The organism is Streptomyces sp. NPDC054975 (assembly GCF_053609105.1).
On record NZ_JBSGWV010000049.1, the window covers coordinates 23,858 to 47,192 of the forward strand.

Annotated in this window: 19 protein-coding genes; 13 read left to right on the plus strand and 6 right to left on the minus strand. The window is 72.9% G+C overall.

Translation table 11 applies throughout. From position 1 onward, the window contains the following. Positions 1-39 precede the first annotated feature (39 nt). The 3 genes from ACWF79_RS29040 (at position 40) to ACWF79_RS29050 (ending at position 3,733) form a co-directional block, all read left to right on the plus strand. The gene (locus ACWF79_RS29040) at positions 40-825 is read left to right on the plus strand and encodes a GNAT family N-acetyltransferase (RefSeq protein WP_453731129.1); all 786 of its coding nucleotides are present in this window, start codon (positions 40-42) and stop codon (positions 823-825) included. 188 nt (positions 826-1,013) lie between these two features. After that, positions 1,014-2,195: an FAD-dependent monooxygenase gene (locus ACWF79_RS29045; RefSeq protein WP_453731130.1), complete on the plus strand. Its 1,182-nt coding sequence runs from the start codon at positions 1,014-1,016 to the stop codon at positions 2,193-2,195. Continuing rightward, on the plus strand, positions 2,195-3,733 hold the full coding sequence (locus ACWF79_RS29050) for a hypothetical protein (RefSeq protein WP_453731131.1): 1,539 nt from the start codon (positions 2,195-2,197) through the stop codon (positions 3,731-3,733). The genes ACWF79_RS29045 and ACWF79_RS29050 overlap by 1 nt, the downstream gene beginning before the upstream one ends. On the opposite strand, the gene ACWF79_RS29055 is transcribed toward ACWF79_RS29050, so the two are convergent. Together ACWF79_RS29055 and ACWF79_RS29060 are read right to left on the minus strand one after the other, a co-directional pair. Beyond that, a complete protein-coding gene (locus tag ACWF79_RS29055) occupies positions 3,730-4,530 on the minus strand; it encodes a pentapeptide repeat-containing protein (RefSeq protein ID WP_453731132.1) in 801 nt (266 codons plus the stop codon). The two genes, ACWF79_RS29050 and ACWF79_RS29055, sit on opposite strands and share 4 nt — an antisense overlap. Positions 4,531-4,643: 113 nt before the next feature. Further along, complete coding sequence (locus ACWF79_RS29060) at positions 4,644-6,266, minus strand: acyl-CoA synthetase (RefSeq protein WP_453731133.1); 1,623 nt, start codon at positions 6,264-6,266, stop codon at positions 4,644-4,646. A 177-nt stretch (positions 6,267-6,443) separates the two neighbouring features. Here ACWF79_RS29060 and ACWF79_RS29065 point away from each other — a divergent pair, with 177 nt between their 5' ends. The 8 genes from ACWF79_RS29065 to ACWF79_RS29100 all read left to right on the plus strand — a co-directional run bounded on the left by ACWF79_RS29065 (position 6,444) and on the right by ACWF79_RS29100 (position 12,664). Beyond that, a complete protein-coding gene (locus tag ACWF79_RS29065; protein ID WP_453731134.1) occupies positions 6,444-7,244 on the plus strand; it encodes a crotonase/enoyl-CoA hydratase family protein in 801 nt (266 codons plus the stop codon). Between the two features lie 154 nt (positions 7,245-7,398). After that, positions 7,399-8,370 (plus strand): Zn-ribbon domain-containing OB-fold protein, encoded by a 972-nt coding sequence (locus tag ACWF79_RS29070; protein ID WP_453731135.1) that lies wholly within the window; start codon positions 7,399-7,401, stop codon positions 8,368-8,370. Further along, entirely contained in the window at positions 8,367-9,425 is a 1,059-nt protein-coding gene (locus ACWF79_RS29075) for a thiolase domain-containing protein (protein WP_453731136.1), read from the plus strand. The genes ACWF79_RS29070 and ACWF79_RS29075 overlap by 4 nt, the downstream gene beginning before the upstream one ends. Beyond that, complete coding sequence (locus tag ACWF79_RS29080) at positions 9,418-10,584, plus strand: thiolase domain-containing protein (protein WP_453731137.1); 1,167 nt, start codon at positions 9,418-9,420, stop codon at positions 10,582-10,584. Before ACWF79_RS29075 ends, ACWF79_RS29080 begins: the two co-directional genes overlap by 8 nt. 89 nt (positions 10,585-10,673) lie before the next feature. Beyond that, positions 10,674-10,916, plus strand: coding sequence for a DUF397 domain-containing protein (locus ACWF79_RS29085; protein WP_315892022.1), 243 nt, complete (start codon positions 10,674-10,676; stop codon positions 10,914-10,916). Between the two features lie 28 nt (positions 10,917-10,944). Next, on the plus strand, positions 10,945-11,355 hold the full coding sequence (locus tag ACWF79_RS29090) for an ACT domain-containing protein (protein WP_453731138.1): 411 nt from the start codon (positions 10,945-10,947) through the stop codon (positions 11,353-11,355). 418 nt (positions 11,356-11,773) lie between these two features. Further along, a complete protein-coding gene (locus tag ACWF79_RS29095) occupies positions 11,774-12,274 on the plus strand; it encodes a hypothetical protein (protein ID WP_362014223.1) in 501 nt (166 codons plus the stop codon). A gap of 24 nt (positions 12,275-12,298) precedes the next feature. After that, positions 12,299-12,664, plus strand: coding sequence for an RNA-binding S4 domain-containing protein (locus tag ACWF79_RS29100; protein WP_361434112.1), 366 nt, complete (start codon positions 12,299-12,301; stop codon positions 12,662-12,664). Positions 12,665-12,684: 20 nt separating this feature from the next. On the opposite strand, the gene ACWF79_RS29105 is transcribed toward ACWF79_RS29100, so the two are convergent. From ACWF79_RS29105 to ACWF79_RS29115, 3 genes are all read right to left on the minus strand, one after another. Beyond that, entirely contained in the window at positions 12,685-14,874 is a 2,190-nt protein-coding gene (locus tag ACWF79_RS29105) for a terpene synthase family protein (protein ID WP_453731139.1), read from the minus strand. 158 nt (positions 14,875-15,032) lie between these two features. Beyond that, positions 15,033-16,955, minus strand: coding sequence for an N-acetylmuramoyl-L-alanine amidase (locus ACWF79_RS29110; protein WP_453731146.1), 1,923 nt, complete (start codon positions 16,953-16,955; stop codon positions 15,033-15,035). Positions 16,956-17,264: 309 nt separating this feature from the next. After that, positions 17,265-18,389: an aminoglycoside phosphotransferase family protein gene (locus ACWF79_RS29115; RefSeq protein WP_453731140.1), complete on the minus strand. Its 1,125-nt coding sequence runs from the start codon at positions 18,387-18,389 to the stop codon at positions 17,265-17,267. 233 nt (positions 18,390-18,622) lie between these two features. Between ACWF79_RS29115 and ACWF79_RS29120 the strand changes: the two genes are divergently transcribed. Then, on the plus strand, positions 18,623-20,116 hold the full coding sequence (locus tag ACWF79_RS29120; protein ID WP_453731141.1) for a DNA-binding protein NsdB: 1,494 nt from the start codon (positions 18,623-18,625) through the stop codon (positions 20,114-20,116). 140 nt (positions 20,117-20,256) lie between these two features. Here the strand turns inward: ACWF79_RS29120 and ACWF79_RS29125 are convergent, their stop codons facing one another. Further along, a complete protein-coding gene (locus tag ACWF79_RS29125) occupies positions 20,257-21,741 on the minus strand; it encodes a PP2C family protein-serine/threonine phosphatase (protein ID WP_453731142.1) in 1,485 nt (494 codons plus the stop codon). Between the two features lie 198 nt (positions 21,742-21,939). Between ACWF79_RS29125 and ACWF79_RS29130 the strand changes: the two genes are divergently transcribed. Continuing rightward, complete coding sequence (locus ACWF79_RS29130) at positions 21,940-23,235, plus strand: hypothetical protein (RefSeq protein ID WP_453731143.1); 1,296 nt, start codon at positions 21,940-21,942, stop codon at positions 23,233-23,235. Positions 23,236-23,335: the final 100 nt, after the last annotated feature.

A 23,335-nucleotide genomic window follows, 5' to 3' on the forward strand; every position in this document is an offset into this window, starting at 1 on the left:
GATTGCCGCTCCCCGGCGGCAGGTGCTGGAGTCTGCGCCATGGACCACGAAGCGATACTCGCCCTGTACGACCGTCAGCTGCGCCTCGGCGCCCACCCCGAAGGACCCGGAGTCCGCGTGGAGCGCGCCGGCCCGGTCGTACGGCAGACCGGCCCGGCCCACGCCTGGAACGGCATCCTCTGGTCCGGACTCCAGGAGCGGAAGGCCGAGGAGGTCGACGAGACCGTCGCCGAGCAGATCCGGCACTTCACCACGCTCGGACTGCCCTTCGAGTGGAAGGTGTACGGACACGACCGCCCGGCCGACCTCGCGGACCGGCTGCTCGCCGCCGGGTTCACCGCCGAGGACGAGGAGACCCTGATGGTCGCCGAGGGGGCGGTGCTGCCGACCGCCGTGGACCTCCCCGAGGGTGTGCGGCTGGTTCCCGTCACGGACGCGGAGGGCGTCGCGCTGGTGACCGAGGTCCACGACCGGGCCTTCGGCGGGGACAGCTCCCACATCGGCCGCCAGCTCCTCGACGCGCTGGCCGCCACGCCCGACACCGTCGCCGCCGTGCTCGCCATGGCCGGAGACCAACCCGTCAGCGCCGCCCGCCTGGAGCTGTACCCCGGAACCGACTTCGCGGGCCTGTGGGGCGGCGGCACGGTCGAAGCCTGGCGGGGCAGGGGCCTCTACCGCGCCCTGGTCGCCTTCCGCACCCGCATCGCCGTCGAGCGGGGCCACCGCTACGTCCAGGTCGACGCGGCCGCCACGAGCCGACCGATCCTCGGCCGCCTCGGCTTCACGGCCCTGACGACGACCACGCCGTACGTGTACGTCCCCTAGGGGGTGCTCGAATCCGGGCGGTTCGTGACCGGACAGACGGCGTGGACGATCAACGTTGACAGGCGTGTGTCGACATGTTGCTATAGGTCGCCGCTCAGTCCGCCCTGCGCCGCGAACCGCCCCACCGCCCGCCCCACACCGCCCCTTTTCCCGGAGCCGGCGGAGCCCCAGAACCCGAGCGAGGAACCATGCCGCAGCGCGCCGCCACCATCGTCGGCGGCGGGATCGGCGGCCTCGCGGCGGCCATCGCCCTGCACCGGCGCGGCTGGCGCGTCGAAGTCCTGGAACGGGCCCCGGAGTTCACCGAGATCGGGGCCGGAATCTCCCTGTGGCCCAACGCTCTGCGCGCGCTCGACGTCCTCGGTCTGGCCGACGCCGTGAGGGAACTCGGCGCCGTCGAGGCCTCGGGCGGCGTCCGCGACCGCAGGGGACGCTGGCTGTCCCGCACGGACACCACGGAACTCGTGAGCCGCTTCGGCCATCCCCTCGTGGTCCTGCACCGAGCGGAGCTCCTGCGGGCGCTCACCGAGGCGCTGCCCCCGGAGTGCCTGCGGCCCGGCAGCGAGGTGACCGCGGTCCGCGACGACCGCCACGGACTCCTCGTCCAGCACGGCGGCGGAGAGTCCCGCTCCGACCTCGTCATCGGCGCCGACGGGCTGCGCAGCGTGGTCCGCCGCACGCTGTGGCCCGACGCGCCCGGTCCCCGGTACGCCGGTTACACCGCCTGGCGCATGGTCACCGAACCCCTCGCGGAGCCGCCCGCCGAGGGCGCCGCGACCTGGGGACGCGGCGAGAGGTTCGGCTACACGGCTCTGCCCGGCAGGCGGATGTACTGCTTCGCGACCGCGTCGCTCCCGCCGGGAACGGCCTTCGGCTCCACCGAGCACGCCGAACTGCTGCGCCGCTTCGGTTCCTGGCCCGATCCCGTTCCCGCCCTGCTGGCCGCGGTCCCCGCCGACACGGTCCTGCGCCACGACCTCTACGCCCTGCCGCCGCTCGCCTCCTTCGCGCGCGGCCGGGTCGCCCTGCTCGGCGACGCGGCCCACGCGATGACCCCCAACCTGGGCCAGGGCGCGTGCCAGGCGCTGGAGGACGCGGTCACCCTCGCCGCCTGTCTCGACGGCACCCCGGACGTGACCGCGGCACTCCGCTCGTACGACCGGCTGCGCCGCCCACGGGCCCAGGCCGTCGCCCGCCGCTCCGCGCGGCTCGGCACGATCGGCCAGCTGGCGTGGCCGCCGGCGGTGCTGCTGCGCGACACGGCGGCCCGGCTCACGCCGGCGCGGGTGACGCTGCGTTCCATGACGCCGGTGCTCGGCTGGTCACCGCCCACCACCCCCGTGACCGCGACCGAGAACGAGAGCCGCTGATGCCGGACTGGACGTACCACCCGCTGCGCGGCCCGGCCGCCGCCCTCCTCGGCGCGCGCCGTTCGCAGCGCACCGCGCTGCGGCTGCTGGCCACGATCGGCTCCCGGCCCGCCGGCGCACGGCTGATCGCGCGGGCGTTCGGTCACCGCCATCCTCCGGAGCGGCTCGCCGGCGAGATCGCCGGTGTGCCCGTCGCCGTCCGCCTCGGCATATCCGTACCGCCCGCGCTCGTCCGCGACACGGTCCGCGCCATGGCCCCGCTCGGAGCCGGTGTCGTCGAGGTGTCACCCGTCGCGGCGGCCGACGTCGAGACCGTCCGCGAGGCCGCCGAAGGCCGCGCGATACCGCTGGTCGTCCGCACCGACGACGCCGAGGTCGAGGCAGCCCTCACGCCCCACGTCGACGGCTTCACCACCGCCGACGACCCGCACGTGCGCCACGTCTGCGACCCGTCGGTCACCGCCGCTGCGGCCACGCTCGACACCCCGGACGCCGTCGTGCTCGCCCGGCCGCGGGTGCTCGTCGAGGCCGGACCGGGCTGGTTCGCGCGGGTCACCGAGGCCGCCACCCCCACCGCACCGGCGCCCGGGCTCCGCGAGGCGGGACGCGACCCGCGCCGCTGGCCCGCCTGGATATGGGCGCTGCTCGTCGGACTGGGCATGACGGGCGCGGGACTCGGCGCGGCGGCGATCACGCTCGGGCCGGTGCTGCTCCGGTACGACCGCGACTACCTCGGCATGACGCTGCACGAGCTCCATGCCGCCAACCACCACCTCGTGCACTTCCTCCAGCACGACCGGATCACCATGGCCGGCACGATGGTGGCGATCGGCGCCCTCTACACCGGTCTCGCGGTGGGCGGCATCCGACGCGGATGGCCCTGGGCCCGCGAGACGTACCTGCTGTCGGGGGCCATCGGCTTCCCCACCCTGTTCTACTTCCTGGCCACGGGCTTCGTGGAACCTCTGCACACGGCCACCACCCTCGTCCTGTTCCCGATGTTCGTGGCAGCGGTCCGCCGGCGCCCGCACACCCCGCTGCGGCGCCCGGTCCCCGAGGGCCCGGAGCCGGAGCGCCGACGGGCGCTGCTGGGCCAGTTGCTGCTCATCGTCACGGGAGCGGGCCTGTTCGTCGGCGGCGCCGTCATCTCGGTCGTCGGCCTGACCGGCGTCTTCGTCCCGACCGACCTGGTCTTCCTCGGAGCCGACACGCAGACCCTGGAAGCCGTGAACCCCCGGCTCATCCCCTTCGTCGCCCACGACCGCGCGGGCTTCGGCGGCGCCCTGATGGCCGCCGCCGTGGCGATCACCCTGCTCAGCGCCTGGGGCTGGCGGCGCGGTGAGGCCTGGGTGTTCTGGTCCCTCGCCACGGCGGCCGCCTTCGGCTTCCTGCCCGCGGTCGTCGTGCACGGGGCGATCCACTACACGGACTTCCTCCACCTCGCCCCGGTGTACTTCGGCATCCTCACGACCACCACCGGCCTGCTGCTCGCGCGCCCGTACCTGTGCGCCAGGCCGGACTTTCCGGACACTCCCTAGGCCCAGTGGCCGGGGCGTTCGAAACCCTGGGGGAGGCGGGTCGCGTGGTCGCCGCGGGCCGCGTTCAGTTGGGGCTGGGTGAGGAACAGGGCGTCCGTGAGGTCCGCGCCCGACAGGTCGGCGTCCCGGAGGTCCGCGCCGATGAGGTCGGCCAAGGAGAGGTCCGCGCCCTTCAGGTCGGCGGCGATCAGCAGGGCGCCGCGCAGGTCCGCGCCGCGCAGCTTGGCTCCACGCAGCCGGGCGCCGATCAGGTCGGCGCCCCGCCGGCTCTTGGTCTTGGCGCCCGCGCTCGCCCGCACCAGGGTGCTGGTCTTCAGGAGCAGCGGGTTGACGTCGGCGCGCACGGCGCCGACATCCAGCTTCTCCAGGTCGTCCGCCGAGCCCCCGGTCAGCCCCTCCACCCGCTCCAGGGCGCGCCGCAGCTCCGCGTGGACCGGGCGGGCGGCGGGACGCGCGAGTGCCTCGGTGAGGTAGCGCAGGAGCTCGTGGAGCTGGCGCACCACGGGGAACACCTCGTACATCTGCCGCGCGGTCTCCGGCGCCTCGCGCCACGAGACCCCGCCGAAGGTGACCTGGGAGACCTTCTGGCCCGCGCCGAAGCAGTCGTAGACCGTGCAGCCCGAGAACCCGCTCGGTCGCAGCCGGGTGTGGATGCCGCAGCGGAAGTCCTCCTGGAGGCTCCGGCACGGTTCCCCCGAGGCCTTGTTCACGGCGAAGTCCGCGGACTTGGCGAAGGGGAGGGCGACGCAGCACAGCCCGAAGCAGTTCGAGCAGTCGCCTCGGAGGGTCTCGGGCATGGGAAAACGGTTCCTTCGCGGGTGGGAGTGATCCCCACCGTATCGCGCCGCCGACCGCATCGGCTTCGAAGATCATCCCCAGGGGGAGCCTGGCCCCGGCGACGCGACGTCCTCTAAGCCCTGTCCTCGGCCGCCGCAACCGAGCGGGCCCAGCGGTAGTCCGCCTTGCCGCTCGGGGAACGCTCGATCCGATCGGCGATCACCAGCTGGCGGGGGATCTTGTACCCGGCGAGCCGGGTGCGGCAGTGGGTCTGTACGGTCTCCAGATCGAGCGCGGGCGCCCCGGCGCGCAGCTGGACGACCGCCGCCACATGGTTGCCCCACTTCGCGTCCGGCACGCCCGCGACCAGCGCGTCGTACACGTCCGGATGGGACTTCAGCGCCTGCTCGACCTCCTCGGGATAGACCTTCTCGCCCCCGGTGTTGATGCACTGCGAGCCGCGACCGAGGACCGTCACGATGCCGTCCTCGTCGACGGTCGCCATGTCGCCGAGCAGCACCCACCGCTCCTCGCCCTTCTGGAAGAAGGTCTCGGCCGTCTTCGCCGGGTCGTTGTAGTAGCCGAGCGGGACGTGCCCGCGCTGCGCGAGGCGCCCCGGCTCGCCCACCGCCACCGGCTCGTACGTCACCGGGTCCACGACCCGCGTCCGCTCGTTGACCTCCAGGCGGAAGCCCTTCTCGGGGCCGGAGTCGTCCGTCGCCTTGCCGTTGGAACCGGACTCCGAGGAACCGAAGTTGTTCAGCAGCAGCACGTTCGGCACGAGCGCCTGGAACTGGGCCCGTACGGTCTCCGACATGATCGCCCCGGAGGAGGAGACGCTGAACAACGAGGACAGGTCCGTCCCCTTGAGCGGTCCGTGGAGCGCGTCGATCAGCGGCCTGAGCATCGCGTCGCCCACCAGCGACACGCTGGAGACCTTCTCCTTCTCGATCGTACGGAGCACCTCCTCGGGCACGTACTTGCGGTGGATCACCACCCGCTGCCCGTAGTTGAAGGCGATGAACGAGGTCAGCGTCGAGGTGCCGTGCATCAGCGGGGGAGCGGGGAAGAAGGTGATCCCTGAGCCGCCCGCCGCGACCCGCTCGGCCAGCTCCTCGGGCCGCTTGACCGGCTCGCCCGCCGGGTCGCCGCCGAAGAGCCCGGCGAAGAAGAGGTCCTCCTGGCGCCACATGACGCCCTTCGGCATCCCCGTCGTACCGCCCGTGTAGATGATGAAGAGGTCGTCGGCCGAGCGCGGCCCGAAGCCGCGCTCCGGCGAACCGGCGGCCTCCGCCTCGGTGAACGGCACGCACTCCAGCGGGGGCGCGTCCCCGGGCGGGGTCCCCACCCGCACGAGGTGCCGCAGCTTCTCCGTCTGCGGCAGCGCCGCCGCCACCCGCTCCGTGAACTCGGCGTCGAAGACGAGCGCGGCGAGGTCGGCGTCCCTGTAGAGGTAGACCAACTCCTCCTCCACGTACCGGTAGTTCACGTTCACCGGCACGATCCGCGCCTTCAGGCAGGCCAGGACGGTCTGGAGGTACTCGATCCCGTTGTAGAGGTGCAGGCCCAGGTGTTCGCCCGGCCGGATGCCGGAGTCGATCAGATGGTGGGCGAGGCGGTTGGCGGCCGCGTCGAGCCGTGCGTACGTGAGCCGGCGCTCCGCCCCCGTGCCCGGGTGGTCGACGTAGACGAGCGCCTCGCGCTCAGGGACCACGTCGACGACCGACTCGAACAGGTCGGCAAGGTTGTACTCCACCGTTCCTCCTGACCCCGCTGGTCGTCCAGGCCCGAACTGACTCGGCGGTCATTAGAGCGCCGGGCGGCAGAGGTGGGAAGGGATCGCGCAGAACAATCTGACTGAGTGTCAGAAAACTATTGAACTGGACCCGCGCCTCCTGCAACCTGTTCTAGGTCTGGAGACGGGAGAACGTCCATGGGTGGGACCGAACACCTCACCGTGCAGCGCGAAGGCGCCACACTCGTGCTCACACTCAACCGGCCGGAGGCCAAGAACGCGCTCTCACTGCCGATGCTGGTCGGGCTCTACGACGGCTGGCTGGAGGCCGACGCCGACGACACCGTCCGCTCCGTCGTCCTCACCGGCGCCGGTGGCTCCTTCTGCGCCGGGATGGACCTCAAGGCGCTGGCGGGCAAGGGCATGGCGGGCGAGCAGTACCGTGACCGGCTCAAGGCCGACCCCGACCTGCACTGGAAGGCGATGCTGCGCCACCACCGGCCGCGCAAGCCCGTCATCGCCGCCGTCGAGGGGTACTGCGTCGCCGGCGGCACCGAGATCCTGCAGGGCACCGACATCCGGATCGCCGGCGACAGCGCCACCTTCGGGCTCTTCGAGGTGAAGCGCGGGCTGTTCCCGATCGGCGGCTCGACCGTCCGGCTGCCCCGCCAGATCGCCCGCACGCACGCCCTCGAAATGCTGCTCACCGGGCGCCCGTACGGAGCGGAGGAGGCCGCCCGGATCGGACTCGTCGGCCGTGTCGTCCCCGCGGGGACGGCGCTGGAGGCGGCGCTGTCCGTCGCGGAACAGATCAACACGTGCGGGCCGCTCGCGGTCGAGGCGGTCAAGGCGTCGGTGTACGAGACGGCGGAGATGACGGAGACGGACGGCCTGGCGGCCGAACTCACCCGGGGCTGGCCGATCTTCGACACGGCGGACGCGAAGGAGGGCGCGCGCGCCTTCGCGGAGAAACGGGCGCCGGTCTACCGCAGGGAGTGACTTCTCCCCACCCCGCCCCTTCCCGAACTGGGGCTCCGCCCCGGACCCCGCGCCTCGATCGCCGGCGGGGCTGAGATTCGGCGGGGTGGGGAAGCCCCGCGCAGCGGCCGCCACCGACCCGCGCCCACCACCCGCCCCCCGACCAAGGAGCCCCATGCCAACCACCCCCGCTCCCGCCCCCGAAACCCTCCGCGCCCCCCTCGTCGTCGAGTTCCCCTTCACCCGCTCCCTCGGACCCGTCCAGTCCGCCTTCCTGACCGGGTTGCGCGAGCGGACCGTCCTCGGAGTCAGGACCGACGACGGGCGCGTGCTCGTCCCGCCCGTCGAGTACGACCCCGAGACCGCCGCCGAACTCCGCGACCTCGTCGAGCTCGGCACCACCGGCACCGTCACCACCTGGGCCTGGAACCCCGACCCCCGCACCGGGCAGCCCCTCGCCACCCCCTTCGCCTGGGTCCTCGTCCGTCTCGACGGTGCCGACACCGCCCTGCTCCACACCCTCGACGCGCCCGGACCCGAGGCCGTCCACACCGGCATGAGGGTCCGGATCCGCTGGGCCGACGAGCGGACCGGCGCCATCACGGACATCGCCTGCTTCGAGCCGTACGCGGGCGAGAGCGCCGACGAGCACGAGCCGCGCGCCCACGACGGCGCCTTCGACGACCCCGTCACCGGCATCGTCGCCCCCGCCCGGCTCGACTACACGTACAGCCCGGGCCGGGCGCAGACCGCCTACCTCCACGCCCTCGCGGACCGCAGGACCGTCGGCGAACGCTGCCCGTCCTGCACCAAGGTGTACGTCCCGCCCCGCGGCGCCTGCCCCACCTGCGGCGTGGCCACCACCGAACAGGTCGAGGTCGGCCCGCGCGGCACGGTCACCACCTTCTGCATCGTCAACATCAAGGCCAAGAACCTCGACATCGAGGTCCCGTACGTCTACGCCCACATCGCCCTCGACGGCGCCGGACTCGCGCTCCACGGCAGGATCGGCGGCATCCCCTACGACCAGGTGCGGATGGGGCTGCGCGTCGAACCCGTGTGGAGCGAGGACGGCCGCTACCCCGACCACTACCGGCCCACCGGAGAACCCGACGCCGACTACGACACGTACAAGGAGCTGCTGTGACGGCCAACCGCGACGTGGCGATCGTCGCCTTCGCCCAGACCGACCACCGGCGGCGCACGGACGAGCTGTCCGAGGTCGAGATGGTCATGCCCGTCCTCCACGACGTGCTGCGACAGACCGGCCTCAAGACCCCCGACATCGGCTTCACCTGCTCCGGCTCCTCCGACTACCTCGCCGGGCGGGCGTTCTCCTTCACCATGGCCCTCGACGGCGTGGGCGCCTGGCCGCCGATATCCGAGTCCCACGTCGAGATGGACGGCGCCTGGGCGCTCTACGAGGCCTGGGTGAAGCTGCTGACCGGCGAGGCCGACACCGCGCTCGTCTACTCCTACGGGAAGACCTCGCCCGGCTCCGTACGGGACGTCCTCACCCGGCAGCTCGACCCCTACTACCTCGCCCCGCTCTGGCCCGACACCGTCGCCCTCGCCGCCCTCCAGGCGCAGGCACTCATCGACGCCGGCCACGCCGACGAGGCCGTCCTCGCCGCCGTCGCCACCCGCAGCCGCCAGGACGCCACCGCCAACCCGCACGCACAGCTGCCCGGCGCTCGCGACCAGGGTGAGTACCTCGTCGCACCCCTGCGCACCGGCGACTGCCCGCCCATCGGCGACGGCGCCGCGGCCGTGATCCTCGCCGTCGGCGACCGGGCCCGCGAGCTGTGCGACCGCCCGGCCTGGATCCGGGGCATCGACCACCGGATCGAGGCCCACTCCCTCGGCGTGCGCGACCTCACCGACTCGCCCTCCACCCGGCTCGCCGCCGAGCGCGCCGGGGCCTTCGACCGGCCGGTCGACACCGCCGAGCTGCACGCGCCCTTCACCTCCCAGGAGGTCGTCCTCCGCCGAGCTCTCGACCTCGACGACAGGGTGAGGGTCAACCCGTCCGGCGGAGCGCTCGCCGCCAACCCGATGATGGCCGCCGGCCTGATCCGCCTCGGCGAGGCCGCCGCCCGCATCCACCGGGGCGCCTCCGACCGCGCCCTCGCCCACGCCACCTCCGGCCCCTGCCTGCAGCAGAACCTGGTGGCCGTCCTGGAAGGGGAGACCCGTGTCTAAGGAGCCCGTCGCCGTCGTCGGCATCGGCCAGACCAAGCACGTCGCCGCCCGCCGGGACGTCTCGATCGCCGGACTCGTCCGCGAGGCCGCACTGCGCGCCCTGGAGGACGCCGAGCTGACCTGGGCGGACATCGACGCCGTCGTCATCGGCAAGGCCCCCGACTTCTTCGAGGGCGTGATGATGCCGGAGCTGTACCTCGCCGACGCCCTGGGCGCGGTCGGCAAGCCGATGCTGCGCGTGCACACGGCGGGATCGGTCGGCGGGTCCACGGCGCTCGTCGCCGCGAACCTCGTCGCCGCCCGCGTCCACGGCACCGTCCTGACCCTGGCGTTCGAGAAGCAGTCCGAGTCCAACGCCATGTGGGGCCTCTCGCTGCCCGTCCCGTTCCAGCAGCCGCTGCTCGCCGGGGCCGGCGGCTTCTTCGCCCCGCACGTCCGCGCCTACATGCGGCGCACCGGCGCCCCGGACACGGTCGGCTCCCTCGTCGCGTACAAGGACCGGCGCAACGCCCTGAAGAACCCGTACGCGCATCTCCACGAGCACGACATCACCCTGGAGAAGGTCCAGGCCTCGCCGATGCTCTGGGACCCCATCCGCTACTCCGAGACCTGCCCGTCCTCCGACGGGGCCTGCGCGATGGTCCTCACCGACCGCGCGGGCGCGGAGCGTTCGCCGAGGCCGGCCGCCTGGGTGCACGGTGGCGCGATGCGCAGCGAGCCCACGCTCTTCGCGGGCAAGGACTTCGTCTCACCGCAGGCCGGGAAGGACTGCGCTGCGGACGTGTACCGGCAGGCCGGCATCACGGACCCGCGCCGGGAGATCGACGCCGTCGAGATGTACGTCCCGTTCTCCTGGTACGAGCCGATGTGGCTGGAGAACCTGGGCTTCGCCGAGGAGGGCGAGGGCTGGAAGCTCACCGAGGCCGGGGTCACCGAACTCGACGGCGACCTGCCCGTGAACCCCTCGGGCGGTGTGCTCTCCACCAACCCGATCGGCGCGTCCGGGATGATCCGCTTCGCCGAGGCGGCGATGCAGGTACGGGGGCAGGCGGGCGAGCACCAGGTGGAGGGGGCGCGCAGGGCGCTCGGGCACGCGTACGGAGGGGGCGCGCAGTTCTTCTCCATGTGGCTCGTCGGAGACCGGCCACCGGCCGGCTGACCGCCGTGCGGAGGTCTGTCGGCACCCGGTGCCGCTCGCTACGCTGAGCCCCGGACGACGACGTTGCGCTATGCGGGAGGAGCACGGACGTGGCGGAGAGCACCACCACCCAGCACGCCTTCACGGGGTGGGACAAGCCGGAACTCGACCTCAGCGGAGCCGACTGGCGGTCGAGCAGCCAGGGCGCGGGAGACGTCCAGATCGCCTTCGTCGAGGGCTTCATCGCGATGCGGAACGGAGGCCGGCCGGAGGCGCCGTCACTGATCTTCACCCCGGCGGAGTGGCGGGCCTTCGTGGTCAACGCGCGGGAGGGCGAGTTCGACCTGACGTGACGTCGGGCGCCGCCCTAGGGTGGCGATCATGAACGCGGAACGTGATCTGACCCGGCTCGTCGCCGGGATGCGGCCGGAGCTCAACCCCGGCCGCTACGTCTTCACCACCGTGGACGGGCCCGCTCCGGCAGGTCTCGTCCCGGTCGTCACCGTCGCCGAGAGCGAGGGGCTGACGCTGGTCGTACGCCAGGAGGAGGCCGACGCGGCCGGTCTGGCGTACGACTACGTGGCCGGGTGGATCACTCTGCGGGTCCACTCGGCGCTCGACGCGGTCGGACTGACGGCAGTGGTCGCGCAGGGACTCGCCGAGGCCGGACTGAGCTGCAATGTCGTGGCCGGCTTCCACCACGACCACCTCTTCGTCGAACACGCCCGCGCTCAGGAGGCGTTGACCGTGCTGCGCACACTCGCGCAGCACGCGTCCGGCTCCTCCGCCTGACGTCCTGACCTCTCGGGGGCGCGTACCGGCGTACGCCGAGGTCTCCGCGAGGCTCCGAGGACTCGCCGCACGCGTCCGCCCGCACGGAGTGCGCCCCGCCCGTTTTCCGCAGCCGTCCGCGATCGACCGGACGCCGAGCGTGACCGCCGAGGGTGCGGGCGCCCGTGCACCCGGCCGTACGGGCCTCGACCACACCCTCCGCGCCGGCGGCCGCCGCCCCGAGGGGACGGGCACCCCCCGACCGGCCGACGCCCAGCCTCGGCCCCACCCGAACGGCCCGCCCCGGTCGCGTCCGCACGACCCGCCCCTGACCGGCCGACGCCCAGCCCCGGCCCCACCCGCACGGCGCGCCCCCGGCCCCTCCGTCCGTGCCGCCCCGGCGCGTCGCCATGGGGGTCGGGGCACGTACCATGGCCGTATGTCCTTCCTCCGCCGCCGCAGCGCCGCCACACCCGCGGGCCCGGACTTCGATGTCCTGGCCATGGACCCGGGGGACTGGCCCGGCAATCTCGGTGCCGGTCTGCTGCCCGCGCCCGACGGCAGCTGCCAGGGTGTCTTCCTCCGGTACGACCTGTTCGGCGGCCGCGGCCCCGCGATGATCATCGGCAACCTGCCCGAGGGCTCCCCGGCCCGCGAGCTCGCCGACGGCCAGATTCCCTTCGAGGTCGCCCAGCTCCTCGCGGCCCTGGAGAACGACGAGCCGGTCGAGGTCCTCGACACCGAGGACATGCCGGTGATGCAGGGCGACAACCTGCTGATCGTGCGTCGACTCAAGCTCTCCGAGAGCCGTATCGCCTGCGTGCAGTTCGACCGCAGCGACAACGTGCTGGTGACCATCGCCAGTTGGGACCGGCCGATCACCGACGATCTGTACGCTCTGCTCAAGCCGCTGCCCGCCGAGCTGTTCCAGCAGGGCTGACCAGGAGACAAGGACCGGGGGCCGATGAGCGCACGCGTCGACAGCTGGATCTGGGCGGTCCGCCTCACCAAGACCCGCTCGCAGGCGGCCGCCGCCTGCCGGGCCGGGCACGTCAAGGTCAACGGTGAGCGCGCCAAACCCGCCCAGCCGGTCAAGCCCGGCGACGAGGTACGGCTCTTCCACGGCGGCCGCGAGCGGATCGTCGAGGTCAAGCAGCTGCTCACCAAGCGCGTCGGCCCGCCCGTCGCCGCCGAGGCGTACGTCGACAACAGCCCGCCGCCGCCCCCGCGCGAGCACGTGGCCCTGGCCGCCGTCCGTGATCGCGGCGCAGGCCGCCCCACCAAGCGCGAGCGCCGCGAACTCGACCAGCTGCGCGGCCGCCCCGCCTGAGAGCGGCCGCGCCCCTTCCGCTACGGCGTGAAGGCGGCCGCCAGCCGCGCCGCCGACGTGCCGATTCCGGTCGGACCCATCCGTGCCAGCGTCGTACCGCTGCCGGAGTGCACGTCCTCGGCCCGGTAACGGCGCACGCTCCGGTGCCAGTTGAGGATTCCCGCGAGCCAGTCCTCCAACTCCCGTACGTACTCAGCGAAGGCGGCCCGGCCCTTCTTGTCGAGGCCGAAGTCCTCGTAGAGCAACGGCAGTTCGTGCTTCTTCACATGCTCGAACTGGCGCAGCCGGCCGCGCATCAGGTCGTCGACCATCGCCACCGCGGTCGGGTAGTCGCAGTCGAAGAACTTCTGGAGGACCAGGACACCGTTGTGCAGCTCGCCCTCCACCTCGATCTCCTTCTGGTACGAGAAGAGGTCGTTGAGGAGCGCCGCGTAGTCCGACGCCGAGTTCTCCAGGGCCCGGACCGTGCCGGTGTGGAAGATCTCCGGCGGCAGCGTGTGCGTGCGCCGCAGCTTGCACAGCTGCATGGTCAGGTCGGAGCCGAAGGTGAGCCGCCGCATCTCGATGTAGTCCACCGGGTCGGGCACCCGGTGCTGGGCCTGGTTGAGCAGCTCCCACATCCAGCTGTCCAGCATGACGTCCATGGCGCCGCGCAGTTGGGCGCGCGCGCTCTCCTCCATCGGTCCCGCCGTCCGCGCCCACAGGTCCGCGAGCGATCGCTCCATCGGACCGACGGCCAGCGCCCGTCCGGCCTCGGGATCCTCCAGCGACATGACGGACTTGAGCCGCTCGGTGCACTCCTTCGCGCCGATCAGGTTCCGTGACCGGCCGAAGACGAGCGGGTAGTAGTCGTCGCCGTACGTGCCCCAGGTCAGCCACTCCGCGCTGAGCTCCAGCTCCTCCAGGGTGGCGTCCGGGTCGAGGCCGGCCGAGCAGACCGCGAAGTCGAAGCCCTCCAGCGTCGGCCGGTCCCAGATGTCCTCCAGGAGGCCCATCCGCTCCGCCCAGTCCACGGAGAGCCGCAGCGCCTCCTGGTGGTGCGGGCTGAGCGTCAGCGGGTAGGGCAGGTCGAACTCGGGCAGCAGCGAGGGACCCACCTGCTGGTGCGGAACGTGCGTCAGCGACCGCAACCGGGAGGCGGCCGGCCGGCCGAAGAGCGTCCCGATGTCCAGCGCGGAGGTCCCGAGCACCCCGTCGAGCCGCGAAGGCCCGGTGTCCAGGCCCTCGTTCATGTACCGGCTGGAGCGCATGTGCCACTCGTGGCCGCCGGACTGCCAGTCCTGCAGCCCCTTCGCGTACGCCGCGACCGCGGCGCACTCCTGCGGACTCAGCCCCTTCTCCAGGCAGAGGGCCGGGACTTCGGTGAGGGCCGTGTTCTCGAACTGGTGGAGCCGGGAGGTCAGCAGGTCGTTGACGGCCTCGGCCGCCTCCTGCGTCGTGCACCCGAGGAACTTCTCCAGGACGAGCACTCCGTTGCTGTTCTCCCCCTCGTCCTCGACCTCCCGCTGGTAGGAGAACAGGTCGTTGCGCAGGTGCACGGCGTCGGAGAACGTGTCGCGCAGCACGAGCAGCGGACGGGAGTGCGCCACCTGCTCGGGGACCTCCGCGCCCGCCGCGTACTCGACAAGCCCCGCCGACCAGGGGGCGCCGCCCACCTTGCGGCGCATCTCGATGTACTCGACGGGGTTGGCGACGCGCCCCTCGTTGATGTTGTCCAGCTCCCACAGCGACTCGTTCAGGAGTGCCTCGGTCGCCACGGCGAATCGTTCCCGCCAGGCGGCGGACATGGACGGCACCGTACGCGTCCACAGGTCCGCGAGCCCGGCCTCGACGGGGTTGGTCGGCTCGGGCATGGGCGTCGAGAGGTCCATCGGCATGAAGAGCGGCAGCCGGTCGAGGTACGCCTTGCTGCCGGGCCGGTCCTGGGTGCGCTTGAAGACCTCCAGGAAGTGGTCGTCGAAGAAGAAGACCCAGGTGTACCAGTCGGTCACCAGGGACAGCGCGTCCGCGTCGCAGTCGGGGTGGGTGTAGGAGCAGAGCAGCGCGTAGTCGTGGGAGTCGAGGTCGTGCTCCTCCCAGACGCCGGAGCCCTCCAGCATCCCCATGGACCGTGCCCACGCCCGCGTGTGCGTACGGGCGGCCTCCACATGGGGGTTGAGCCGCGCCGGATACGGAACATAGAAATCCGGCAGAACGAAGGGCTGAGCCATGCGTGCGGGGCCTTTCGGTGAGGCTGGGCAGTGATCGGCCGAGCCCTACCCCTCGCCCGTACGGGCCACGCGACACCGAAATTAGTCATATGAGCGGCTGCGGGGTGTCGGCCGGACCCCCGATCGCCGACACCCCGCACGCCCTGGCCGAATTCGCCTCAGGTCCGGGAAACCCGCACGTCAGCCGCCTTCACGAAGGCGACGCGATGGCCGAATTGGATCTCGTAGTACTCCTCCTGGCCGCGCACCACCCGATGGCCCGTGGCATCGAACACCGGAGCGAAGAAGTACTCGCCCGGGATGCGGTCGCCCACGACGTACGACTGACCGGCGAGCAGCTTGTACGGCAGCGGGGAGACCGCCTGGACCGGGACACCCGCCGGATAGGCCGAGGCCTCCGGGTAGGCGCGCCCGTACACCGGCACCTCCGCCAGGCCCTCCCTCGGGGTCAGCACCAGACCGCGCGCGTTCAACGCGGTCGGCTTGCCCTTCGGGTTGTGGAACCAGGCCTTCTGGCCCAGGTACCAGATCGCCGTCCAGTCGCCCCTCCGCTCGGCCACCGCGTACTGCTGGCCGGTCGAGGCGCGTGCCCCGGTGTCGTTGACCCCGGTCGTCGAGTCCCCACCACCCGGCCGCAGACCGACGTCCTTCACCAGCGGCGCCTCGGCGTCCGGCGCCGTGTGCAGCCGGACCGCGCCGCTGCCGTGCGGGGCGCACGCCTCCCCGGCCTTGACGCACCCCGTGTAGACCGGCTGGTGCGCGGTGTACTCCGGCCGGATCGTCACCACACCCGCGTCCGGACCCGCGCTCGCCGTGAACGGCCGGCCGAGCAGGCGGAAGTAGTGTGCCCAGTCCCAGTACGGCCCTGGGTCGGTGTGCATCCCCCGGATCGTCGAGGTGACCGTGCCGGGCACGTTGTCGTGGCCCAGGACGTGCTGCCGGTCCAGCGGGATGTCGTAACGCTGGGCCAGGTACCGTACGAGCCGTGCGGAGGCCCGGTACATCGCCTCCGTGTACCAGGAGTCCGGCGCCGTCAGGAAGCCCTCGTGCTCCAGGCCCACCGCCTTGGCGTTCACGAACCAGTTGCCCGCGTGCCAGCCGACGTCCTTCAGCGACAGGTGCTGCGCGACGTGCCCGTCCGAGGAGCGCAGGGAGTACTGCCACGACACGTACGTCGGGTCCTGGACCAGCTTGAGCGTGACGTCCCAGGTCGCCTCCGTGTCGTGGACGACGATGTAGTCGATCGACTGGGACGCGGGCCGGTTCGCCTTGTCGTGGTTGCCGTAGTCCTTGTCCCCGAACTCCTCGTACGGCGCCGGGATCCACTCGCACGCCACCGTGCGTGGGCACTCCGTCGGCCCGGTGCCCGGCTTCCGCAGCCCCAGCGACTCCACCTGCCCCGGCGCGGACTCGACGTGCGGGTCCGCCGCGAGCGTCACCACCTGCCCGCTGTCGGTCCTACGGGACTCACCGGTGCGGATCACGTCGAACACGTCGTTCGCGTACGCCGTCGCGGTCGCCGTGTCCTCGGCACCGGAGTACCGCGCCACCGCGCCGAACCAGTCGGCCGGATCGGCGCTGAGCGGCCGGCCCGAGGCGCGCTGGGCGGCGGCGAGCAGCGCCGCACCGCCCTCGATGTTCGCCCCCGTGCCGCTGCGCAGCTCCTGCGCCGGGATCCCGGTCAACGCGGCGGCCCGGTCCAGCGTCCTGAGCCGGTCCGGCAGCTGAGCCCGCGTCGGCAGCGGGGTCTCGCCCTGGCCGCCGTGGCGCGGGCCGCGCGCGTCGTCGCCCCGGGCGTCCTCCTCGCCGTGCGAGTGGTGCGGCGCCTCGGCCAGCGCGGTCACCGCGTCCGTGAGGTGCATCGGGCCGTAGCCCCCGGTGACACTCGGGGCACCGCCGTGCGCGTCCCACCGCGACTGCAGGTACGACACCGCGAGCAGCACGCTCGGAGGCACGCCCTGACGCTCGGCGGCCGCCGCGAACTGGCGCTGGAGCGAGCCGGGCTCAGGCGGACCGGCCGTGGCCGGCGGGGCGGCGGAGAGAAGAGGGAGGAGCAGAGCTACGGACGCCACGGCGCCCACCGCTCGGGGGACCCGTCTGCGCGACGCGGAACGGTGCAAGGCAGCCTCCAGGTACCAGGGGTGATGAGGGGGCGTGCGGGGCCGGACCCGTACAGGGGTAGCGGCTTCCGGACGTTCCGTCAATCACCCTCGGCGACACGGGATTTCCCATGTCAGAGGCTGTGTCACGGAGTTTCGCGACGGCGACGCGCGGGCCTGCGGCGCGTCAGTGGAGTGGACCAATGGCCGGGGCGCGGACAGCGGGACGCCGCGCGCCCGGTGTGTCGGCACCAGGCGCGCGGCGTGTCACCCCCGTGGGACGGTCGCGCCTCAGCGCGTACCGACCGCCGCGCGCACGGCCCGCCGTGCCATGGCGCAGTCGTCGTGCAGCCGGCGCAGCAACCGGCGCTGTTCCTCACCGGGCGAGACCGAGCCCGAGGGGACGGGAACCGAACCCGCGGGCGGGGCCTCCCTGATGGTGCGCTGCACGGCCGTCTCGTACGTACGGATCTCCCGCGTCAGCACGATCATCAGGTTCACCAGGAAGGCGTCCCGGGACGCCGGCCCCGCCTGCTGGGCGAGCTGGCTGATCTGGCGCCGGGCCAGTGGCGCGTCACCGAGCACCGACCACATCGTCGCCAGGTCGTAGCCGGGCAGGTACCAGCCCGCGTGCTCCCAGTCGACGAGGACCGGGCCCGTGGGGGAGAGGAGGATGTTGGAGAGCAGGGCGTCGCCGTGGCAGAACTGCCCCATGCCCTGACGGCCACCGGCGTGCGCCAGGCCGTGCAGCAGTTTCTGCAGGTCGTCCCGGTCACGGTCGGTGAAGAGCCCCAGCTCGTGGTAGCGCGCGATCCGCGACGGGTAGTCCAGCGGGGCGTCGAAGGTGCCGGCGGGCGGACGCCAGGCGTTCAGCCGCGCGATCGCGCCGAGCGCCGCGCGCAGGTCCGCGCGGGGCGGGGCCTCCACGGGGTGGCGCGTCAGCGCCGCCGCCCTCCCGGGCATCCGCTCGATCACCAGCGTGCAGTTCTCCGGGTCCGCGGCGATCAGCCGCGGCACGCGCACCGGAGGACGGTGCCGGACGAAGGAGCGGTAGGCAGCTATTTCGTGCTGGAACCGCTCGACCCACGCGGGGGAGTGGTCCAGTAAGCACTTCGCGACCGCCGTGGTCCGCCCGGTCGTTCCGACGATCAGTACGGAACGGCCGCTGCGCCGGAGGACCTGCACCGGGTTGAACTCCGGGCAGATCCGGGTGACGGACGCGATCGCCATCCGTACCTGGGCCCCCTGGGGGCCGGACAGGTCGATTCTTCCGCTGAGCGGCTGAGCGGCACTGCCCGCCCATCGCCTCGCCCGGGCCGCCGGAACGACGGGGGCGAGGTACGGACCGCTCCCGACCGGTACGGAACGGTGCTGGGGCCGGGGCGGGGCGGACACGGAGGACGATGCTGTGTACATGGGGAGACAGATCCCTTCGTGTGCCGACGAGTTGCGTGCGTCGCCCCGCCCGACCTCCGGGCCGCACCCTGGGGAATGAGGGCCGGTTGCCGGGGCGGGGTGGCGCTTTCCTACCTGACACCGGGGCGCGGGTGGCGGAACATCGGGCGCACCCTGGCGAAGCCTGGCGAATAGTCGCCAGCCCTATGACAGGGGGCTACTGTCAACTCAGCCGAGAACCTGGGGGCTTAGACGTGACCGGACAGACCAACACCCGCCTGGCAGACCTCTTCGGCCTCGCCGGCTGGTCCAAGGGAGAGCTCGCGAGGCTCGTCAACCGGCAGGCGGCGGCCATGGGCCACCCGCAACTGTCGACCGACACCTCACGGGTGAGGCGCTGGATCGACATGGGGGAGACCCCGCGCGATCCCGTACCCCGGGTGCTGGCTGCACTGTTCACCGAGCGACTCGGCCGTGTCGTGACCATCGAGGACCTCGGGTTCGTACGACACGGGCGCGCCGGGAAACGGCAGAACGTCAGGAACACCGACAACCCTGACGGGCTGCCCTGGGCGCCCGAGCGTACGGCAGCGGTCCTCACCGAATTCACGGGAATGGACCTCATGCTCAACCGACGCGGCCTGGTGGGCGCGGGCGCCGTGCTCGCCGCCGGCTCCGCCCTCAGCAGCGCCATGCACGACTGGCTCCAGACCGACCCCGCGCGCCCCGCCACCGCGCCACGCGCCAACGATCCCCTCCACGCCGACCCCGCCGGGTTCGACCGCTACGAGGCCGCTCCCATCGGGTCGGAGGAGATCGAGGCGCTGGAGCGCTCCGTGGAGGTGTTCCGCGCCTGGGACGCCTCCCGGGGCGGCGGCCTTCAGCGCAAGGCGGTCGTGGGCCAGCTCAACGAGGTGGGCGGCATGCTCGCCTACCGCCACCCCGACCACCTCCAGCGGCGCCTGTGGGGCGTGGCCGCCAACCTGGCGGTCCTGGCGGGCTGGATGTCCCACGACGTGGGCCTCGAACCCACCGCCCAGAAGTACTTCGTCATCGCCGCCCACGCGGCCCGTGAGGGCGGTGACCGGCCGCGCGCCGGGGAGGCCCTGTCCCGCGCGGCCCGCCAGATGGTCCACCTGGGCCGGCCCGACGACGCTCTCGACCTGATGAAGCTCGCCAAGTCGGGCTCGGGCGAAGAGGTACTGCCCCGCACCCAGGCGATGCTGCACACGATCGAGGCCTGGGCGCAGGCCTCGATGGGCAAGGGCCAGGCCATGCGCCGTACGCTCGGCGAGGCCGAGGACCTGTTCGTCTCCGACCGTTCGGACGTCCCGCCGCCGAGCTGGATGCAGAACTTCGACGACGCCGACATGCACGGCATGCAGGCCCTGGCCTACCGCACCCTCGCCGAGCACGACCCCGCCGCCGCGGTCCCGGCGCAGCGCCACGCCAAGCTGGCACTCGAACTGCGCCGCCACGGCCACAACCGCTCGAAGCTCTTCGACTACATCTCGCTCGCCTCGGCCTGCTTCATCGCCGACGACCCGGAGCAGGCCGACCGCTACGCCCGGCTCGCGCTGGTCTCCATGGGCGAGACCTCCTCGCACCGCACCTGGGACCGGCTCCGCGAGATGTACCGGCTGACCGGGCAGTACGCGGGCTACGCCAAGATCGAGGACCTGCGCGAGGAGATCGAGCTCGCCCTCCCCAAGCCCACGGGCAAGCGACCACGGACGGGCGGGATCTGAGCGCGCTCGGGGCCAGAGGCGGGCGGCGGGTTCGGGCGGGCATCGCCCCTGTAGGGACGAGAATCCCTGGCACGTACGGGAATGGGCGCACCGGCCTGTACGTACGGGAAAGGCGCACCGGTCTCCGCCGGTCTGCCCTCCTAGTGGCCGACCCGGACCACCATCACGCAGGCGTCGTCCTCGCGTGGTGCCTCGCCGAACTCCTCCACCACCGACCGTACGCAGTCCTGCGCGTCGCGCGCTCCGGCCAGCCGGGGGGCGAGGTCGAGCAGCCGCTGCGTACCCGTCTCGTCCAGGCCGCCGCGGCGGGTCAGTCCGTCCGTGTGCAGCACGAGCAGATCGCCCGGGAGCAGCCGGACGGCCGCCTCCTCGTACGTGGACCCGGTCGTCGCTCCGAGCAGCACACCGTCCGGCCGCTTCAGGGCGTGCCCCCTCCCGTCGCGGAAGAGCAGCGGGGCGGGGTGTCCCGCCTGTGCCCAGGAGAGGGTCTGGCTGGCCGGTTCGTAGCGGCAGCACATCGCGCTGCCGAGCGCCGGCTGCACCGAGGTCTCCAGGAGCTGGTTGAGGTGGCCCATCAGCGCCCCGGGGCGGATTCCGGCCACGGCCATGCCGCGCAGCGCACCCAGGAGCATGGCCATGGAGGAGGTCGCGGAGACCCCGTGGCCGGTGAGGTCGCCGACGGTGAGGAGCGCGTCGCCGTCGGGGAGGGCCAGCGCGTCGTACCAGTCCCCGCCGATGAGGCCGGTCGTGGCGGCCGGCAGATAGTGGCCGGCCACGTCGAGCGGGGCACCCGGTCCGCCGTGGGCGAAGCTCAGGGACCCGCGCCATGGAGGCAGCACGGCCTCCTGGAGCTCGACGGCGACCCGGCGCTCGGTGCGCTCGATGTGGCGGCTGCGCTGGAGGCTGTCCCGGGACTCGCGGACCGCGCGCTCGCTGCGGCGCAGCTCGCTGACGTCGCGCAGGACGGCCCACATGGAGGCCGTGCAGCCGTCGGAGTCGAGGACCGGCTCGCCCATCATGTGCAGCGTGCGGACCCGGCCGTCGGTGCGGACGACGCGGAACTCGCCGTCGATCGGCTTCCCGTCGATCAGACAGTCCGTCACCATGGCCTGGAGCAGGGGTTGGTCCTCGGCGAAGACCATCGACGGCAGCTCGTCGAGCGACATCGGGCCGCTCTCGGGGTTCCGTCCGAAGATCTGGTACAGCTCCTCGGACCAACTCACCTCGTCGTTCAGCAGGTTCCACTCCGCGCTTCCGACGCGGCTGAGGAGCGAACCGGTGCGGGCGGGTGCGGGGCCGGCGTACGCGGCTCCGGGGTCTGACGCGGCCTCGACCTCGTCCTCGATCTCCACCTCGGCGCCGCCGACCCCCGCCGACTGCGGCAGCTCGTCCGGGATGCCGGCCTTGAGCTGACCCAAGTGGGCGCCCAGGTCGTCGAGTTGGTGAACGGCGAGATCGCAGAGGGCACGCTGCCAGCGGTTCTTCGGGTCGTCCTCGTCCAACACGGCGTCCCGGCGCACGGCGTCCACGTCCCCGCGCAGTCGGCGGGTCTGCGAGATCAGCGCGTCCACGGTGCCGGGCTCCGGCGGCTGGGCTGGACGGTCCGCGTAGAGAGGGGACGGCATGTCGTACTCCGATACAGGCGCGGCGCGGGCGAGCGGTGGAACAAGGCCCGGATACGACTGTTGCACAGGCTGAGACAGCCCGTAAGGGATTTGGCAACACTCGATACGGTGGTGCTTCTGGCATATGCCAACGGCCCGTCGATTATCGGCCATCGGGTTGGTAACGGGTGGGGGCGGTGGGAAGGTTACGGTGCTCGTGTGGTGAACGACGATCTGCAAACGGTGGGGACGGCGGTCCTGCTCGCGGCGGCGCCGGCAGGGCGCGGCCGGGCGGTGGACGCGGCGTCCGTGCTGCCCGCGCTCGCGGCGGTGCCGCCGGGCGCACTGACCGGCACGCCCGTGGCGACGGTCGTCGAACTCGCCGACCCGCTCGACCCGCAGACCGTCCTGACACGCCTGCGGTCCTCGGCCGCGACGCCGGGACCGCTCGCGCTCTACCTCGCGGGGCAACTCCAGGCGGACCGCCGTCAACACCTGCCGCACCTGGCGCTGGCGCGCAGCACCGCGACGACCCTGCGGTACACCGGGCTCCCGTGGCACTGGCTCGCGGCGGAGCTGGCGGTACGGCGGCAGGGCACGACCACGGTGGTGGCGGACCTGGTCGTCGACGCCGAGCTCTGGGAGCGCCTCGGCTCCGCCCCGGGTCTCCTCTCGCTCGGCCCAGGCATCCGGCTCTACGGCCGCGTCGCCCCCGCCCCGCGTCGGAGCGACGCGCCCACGACGCCGGAGTACCTGCGCCACTTCGCCGCGGTCTGGCGCACCGGCGCCCGCCCCGCCCTCGCTCACCTCCACGCGGACGCGGCCGCGCAGGCGGGCTCGGGCGAGGCCGTATATCTGACGGAGGAGGCGGGGGCCTCGGCGACGGTGCACCCGCCTCAGGGGTGGGTGGGTTCACCGCCCGTGTCGGTGGGCAACGATTCGATCGTCCTGACGGGCGCCGTCGCGCGGCCACGCGACGGCGCCGCACCCGAGCCGATGCCCACGCCGGTACCCGAGCCACAGCCGGAGCACGGGCGCGCAACCGCCGTCGGCGACCCGGCCGTTCGTGCTGCGGGGCCCGCGCGCACCCCCGCCGCCACGGTGCACGAGCCCGACCCGCACCCCACCATCCTCGCCGCCGCGCATGCCGGGCGGCACGGGGAGGCCGTGGCGGTCGCCGTGGCCTGGGAGCAGGCGGCGCTGCGGCGGTACGGGGCGCGGTCGCCGGAGGCCGTGCACTGGATGGAGGTACGCGCCGACCTCGCCCGGCTCGCCGGGCAGCCCGCCCGCAGCTGCGAGTTGTGGATCGGTGCCGCCCGCGCCCGGCTCGCCCTGAGCCAGGGCCCCCAGGACCCCGACGTCGAGGGCGCGGTCGACCGCGCCCACCACCAGTGGGAACGGATCGAGGACCCCGCCCGCGCCCGCGAGCTGGGCAACGCCCTCGTCGCACTCCGCCGCCGCGTCCCCGGCCGCAAGGCCGGCGCCCTGGCCGCCCTCCAGCGCAGAATGGGCTGACCCGCCCGCTAGGGCCTCTCGTTTGGATCAGGCCGGGCTCGCGGAGTCTGGCACCGCGCCTCGCCGCGTTGTCGTCGGTTGCCATGGCTCCGCCATGGCG

What these genes read in the sequence shown, in the direction of transcription:
- ACWF79_RS29125 (WP_453731142.1), bottom strand. Translation starts at nt 21,741, where the DNA reads ATGCCGTCCCCTCTCTACGCGGACCGTCCAGCCCAGCCGCCGGAGCCC.
- ACWF79_RS29055 (WP_453731132.1), bottom strand. Translation starts at nt 4,530, where the DNA reads ATGCCCGAGACCCTCCGAGGCGACTGCTCGAACTGCTTCGGGCTGTGC.
- ACWF79_RS29050 (WP_453731131.1), top strand. Translation starts at nt 2,195, where the DNA reads ATGCCGGACTGGACGTACCACCCGCTGCGCGGCCCGGCCGCCGCCCTC.
- ACWF79_RS29065 (WP_453731134.1), top strand. Translation starts at nt 6,444, where the DNA reads ATGGGTGGGACCGAACACCTCACCGTGCAGCGCGAAGGCGCCACACTC.
- ACWF79_RS29045 (WP_453731130.1), top strand. Translation starts at nt 1,014, where the DNA reads ATGCCGCAGCGCGCCGCCACCATCGTCGGCGGCGGGATCGGCGGCCTC.
- ACWF79_RS29090 (WP_453731138.1), top strand. Translation starts at nt 10,945, where the DNA reads ATGAACGCGGAACGTGATCTGACCCGGCTCGTCGCCGGGATGCGGCCG.
- ACWF79_RS29070 (WP_453731135.1), top strand. Translation starts at nt 7,399, where the DNA reads ATGCCAACCACCCCCGCTCCCGCCCCCGAAACCCTCCGCGCCCCCCTC.
- ACWF79_RS29105 (WP_453731139.1), bottom strand. Translation starts at nt 14,874, where the DNA reads ATGGCTCAGCCCTTCGTTCTGCCGGATTTCTATGTTCCGTATCCGGCG.
- ACWF79_RS29100 (WP_361434112.1), top strand. Translation starts at nt 12,299, where the DNA reads ATGAGCGCACGCGTCGACAGCTGGATCTGGGCGGTCCGCCTCACCAAG.
- ACWF79_RS29095 (WP_362014223.1), top strand. Translation starts at nt 11,774, where the DNA reads ATGTCCTTCCTCCGCCGCCGCAGCGCCGCCACACCCGCGGGCCCGGAC.
- ACWF79_RS29040 (WP_453731129.1), top strand. Translation starts at nt 40, where the DNA reads ATGGACCACGAAGCGATACTCGCCCTGTACGACCGTCAGCTGCGCCTC.
- ACWF79_RS29115 (WP_453731140.1), bottom strand. Translation starts at nt 18,389, where the DNA reads ATGTACACAGCATCGTCCTCCGTGTCCGCCCCGCCCCGGCCCCAGCAC.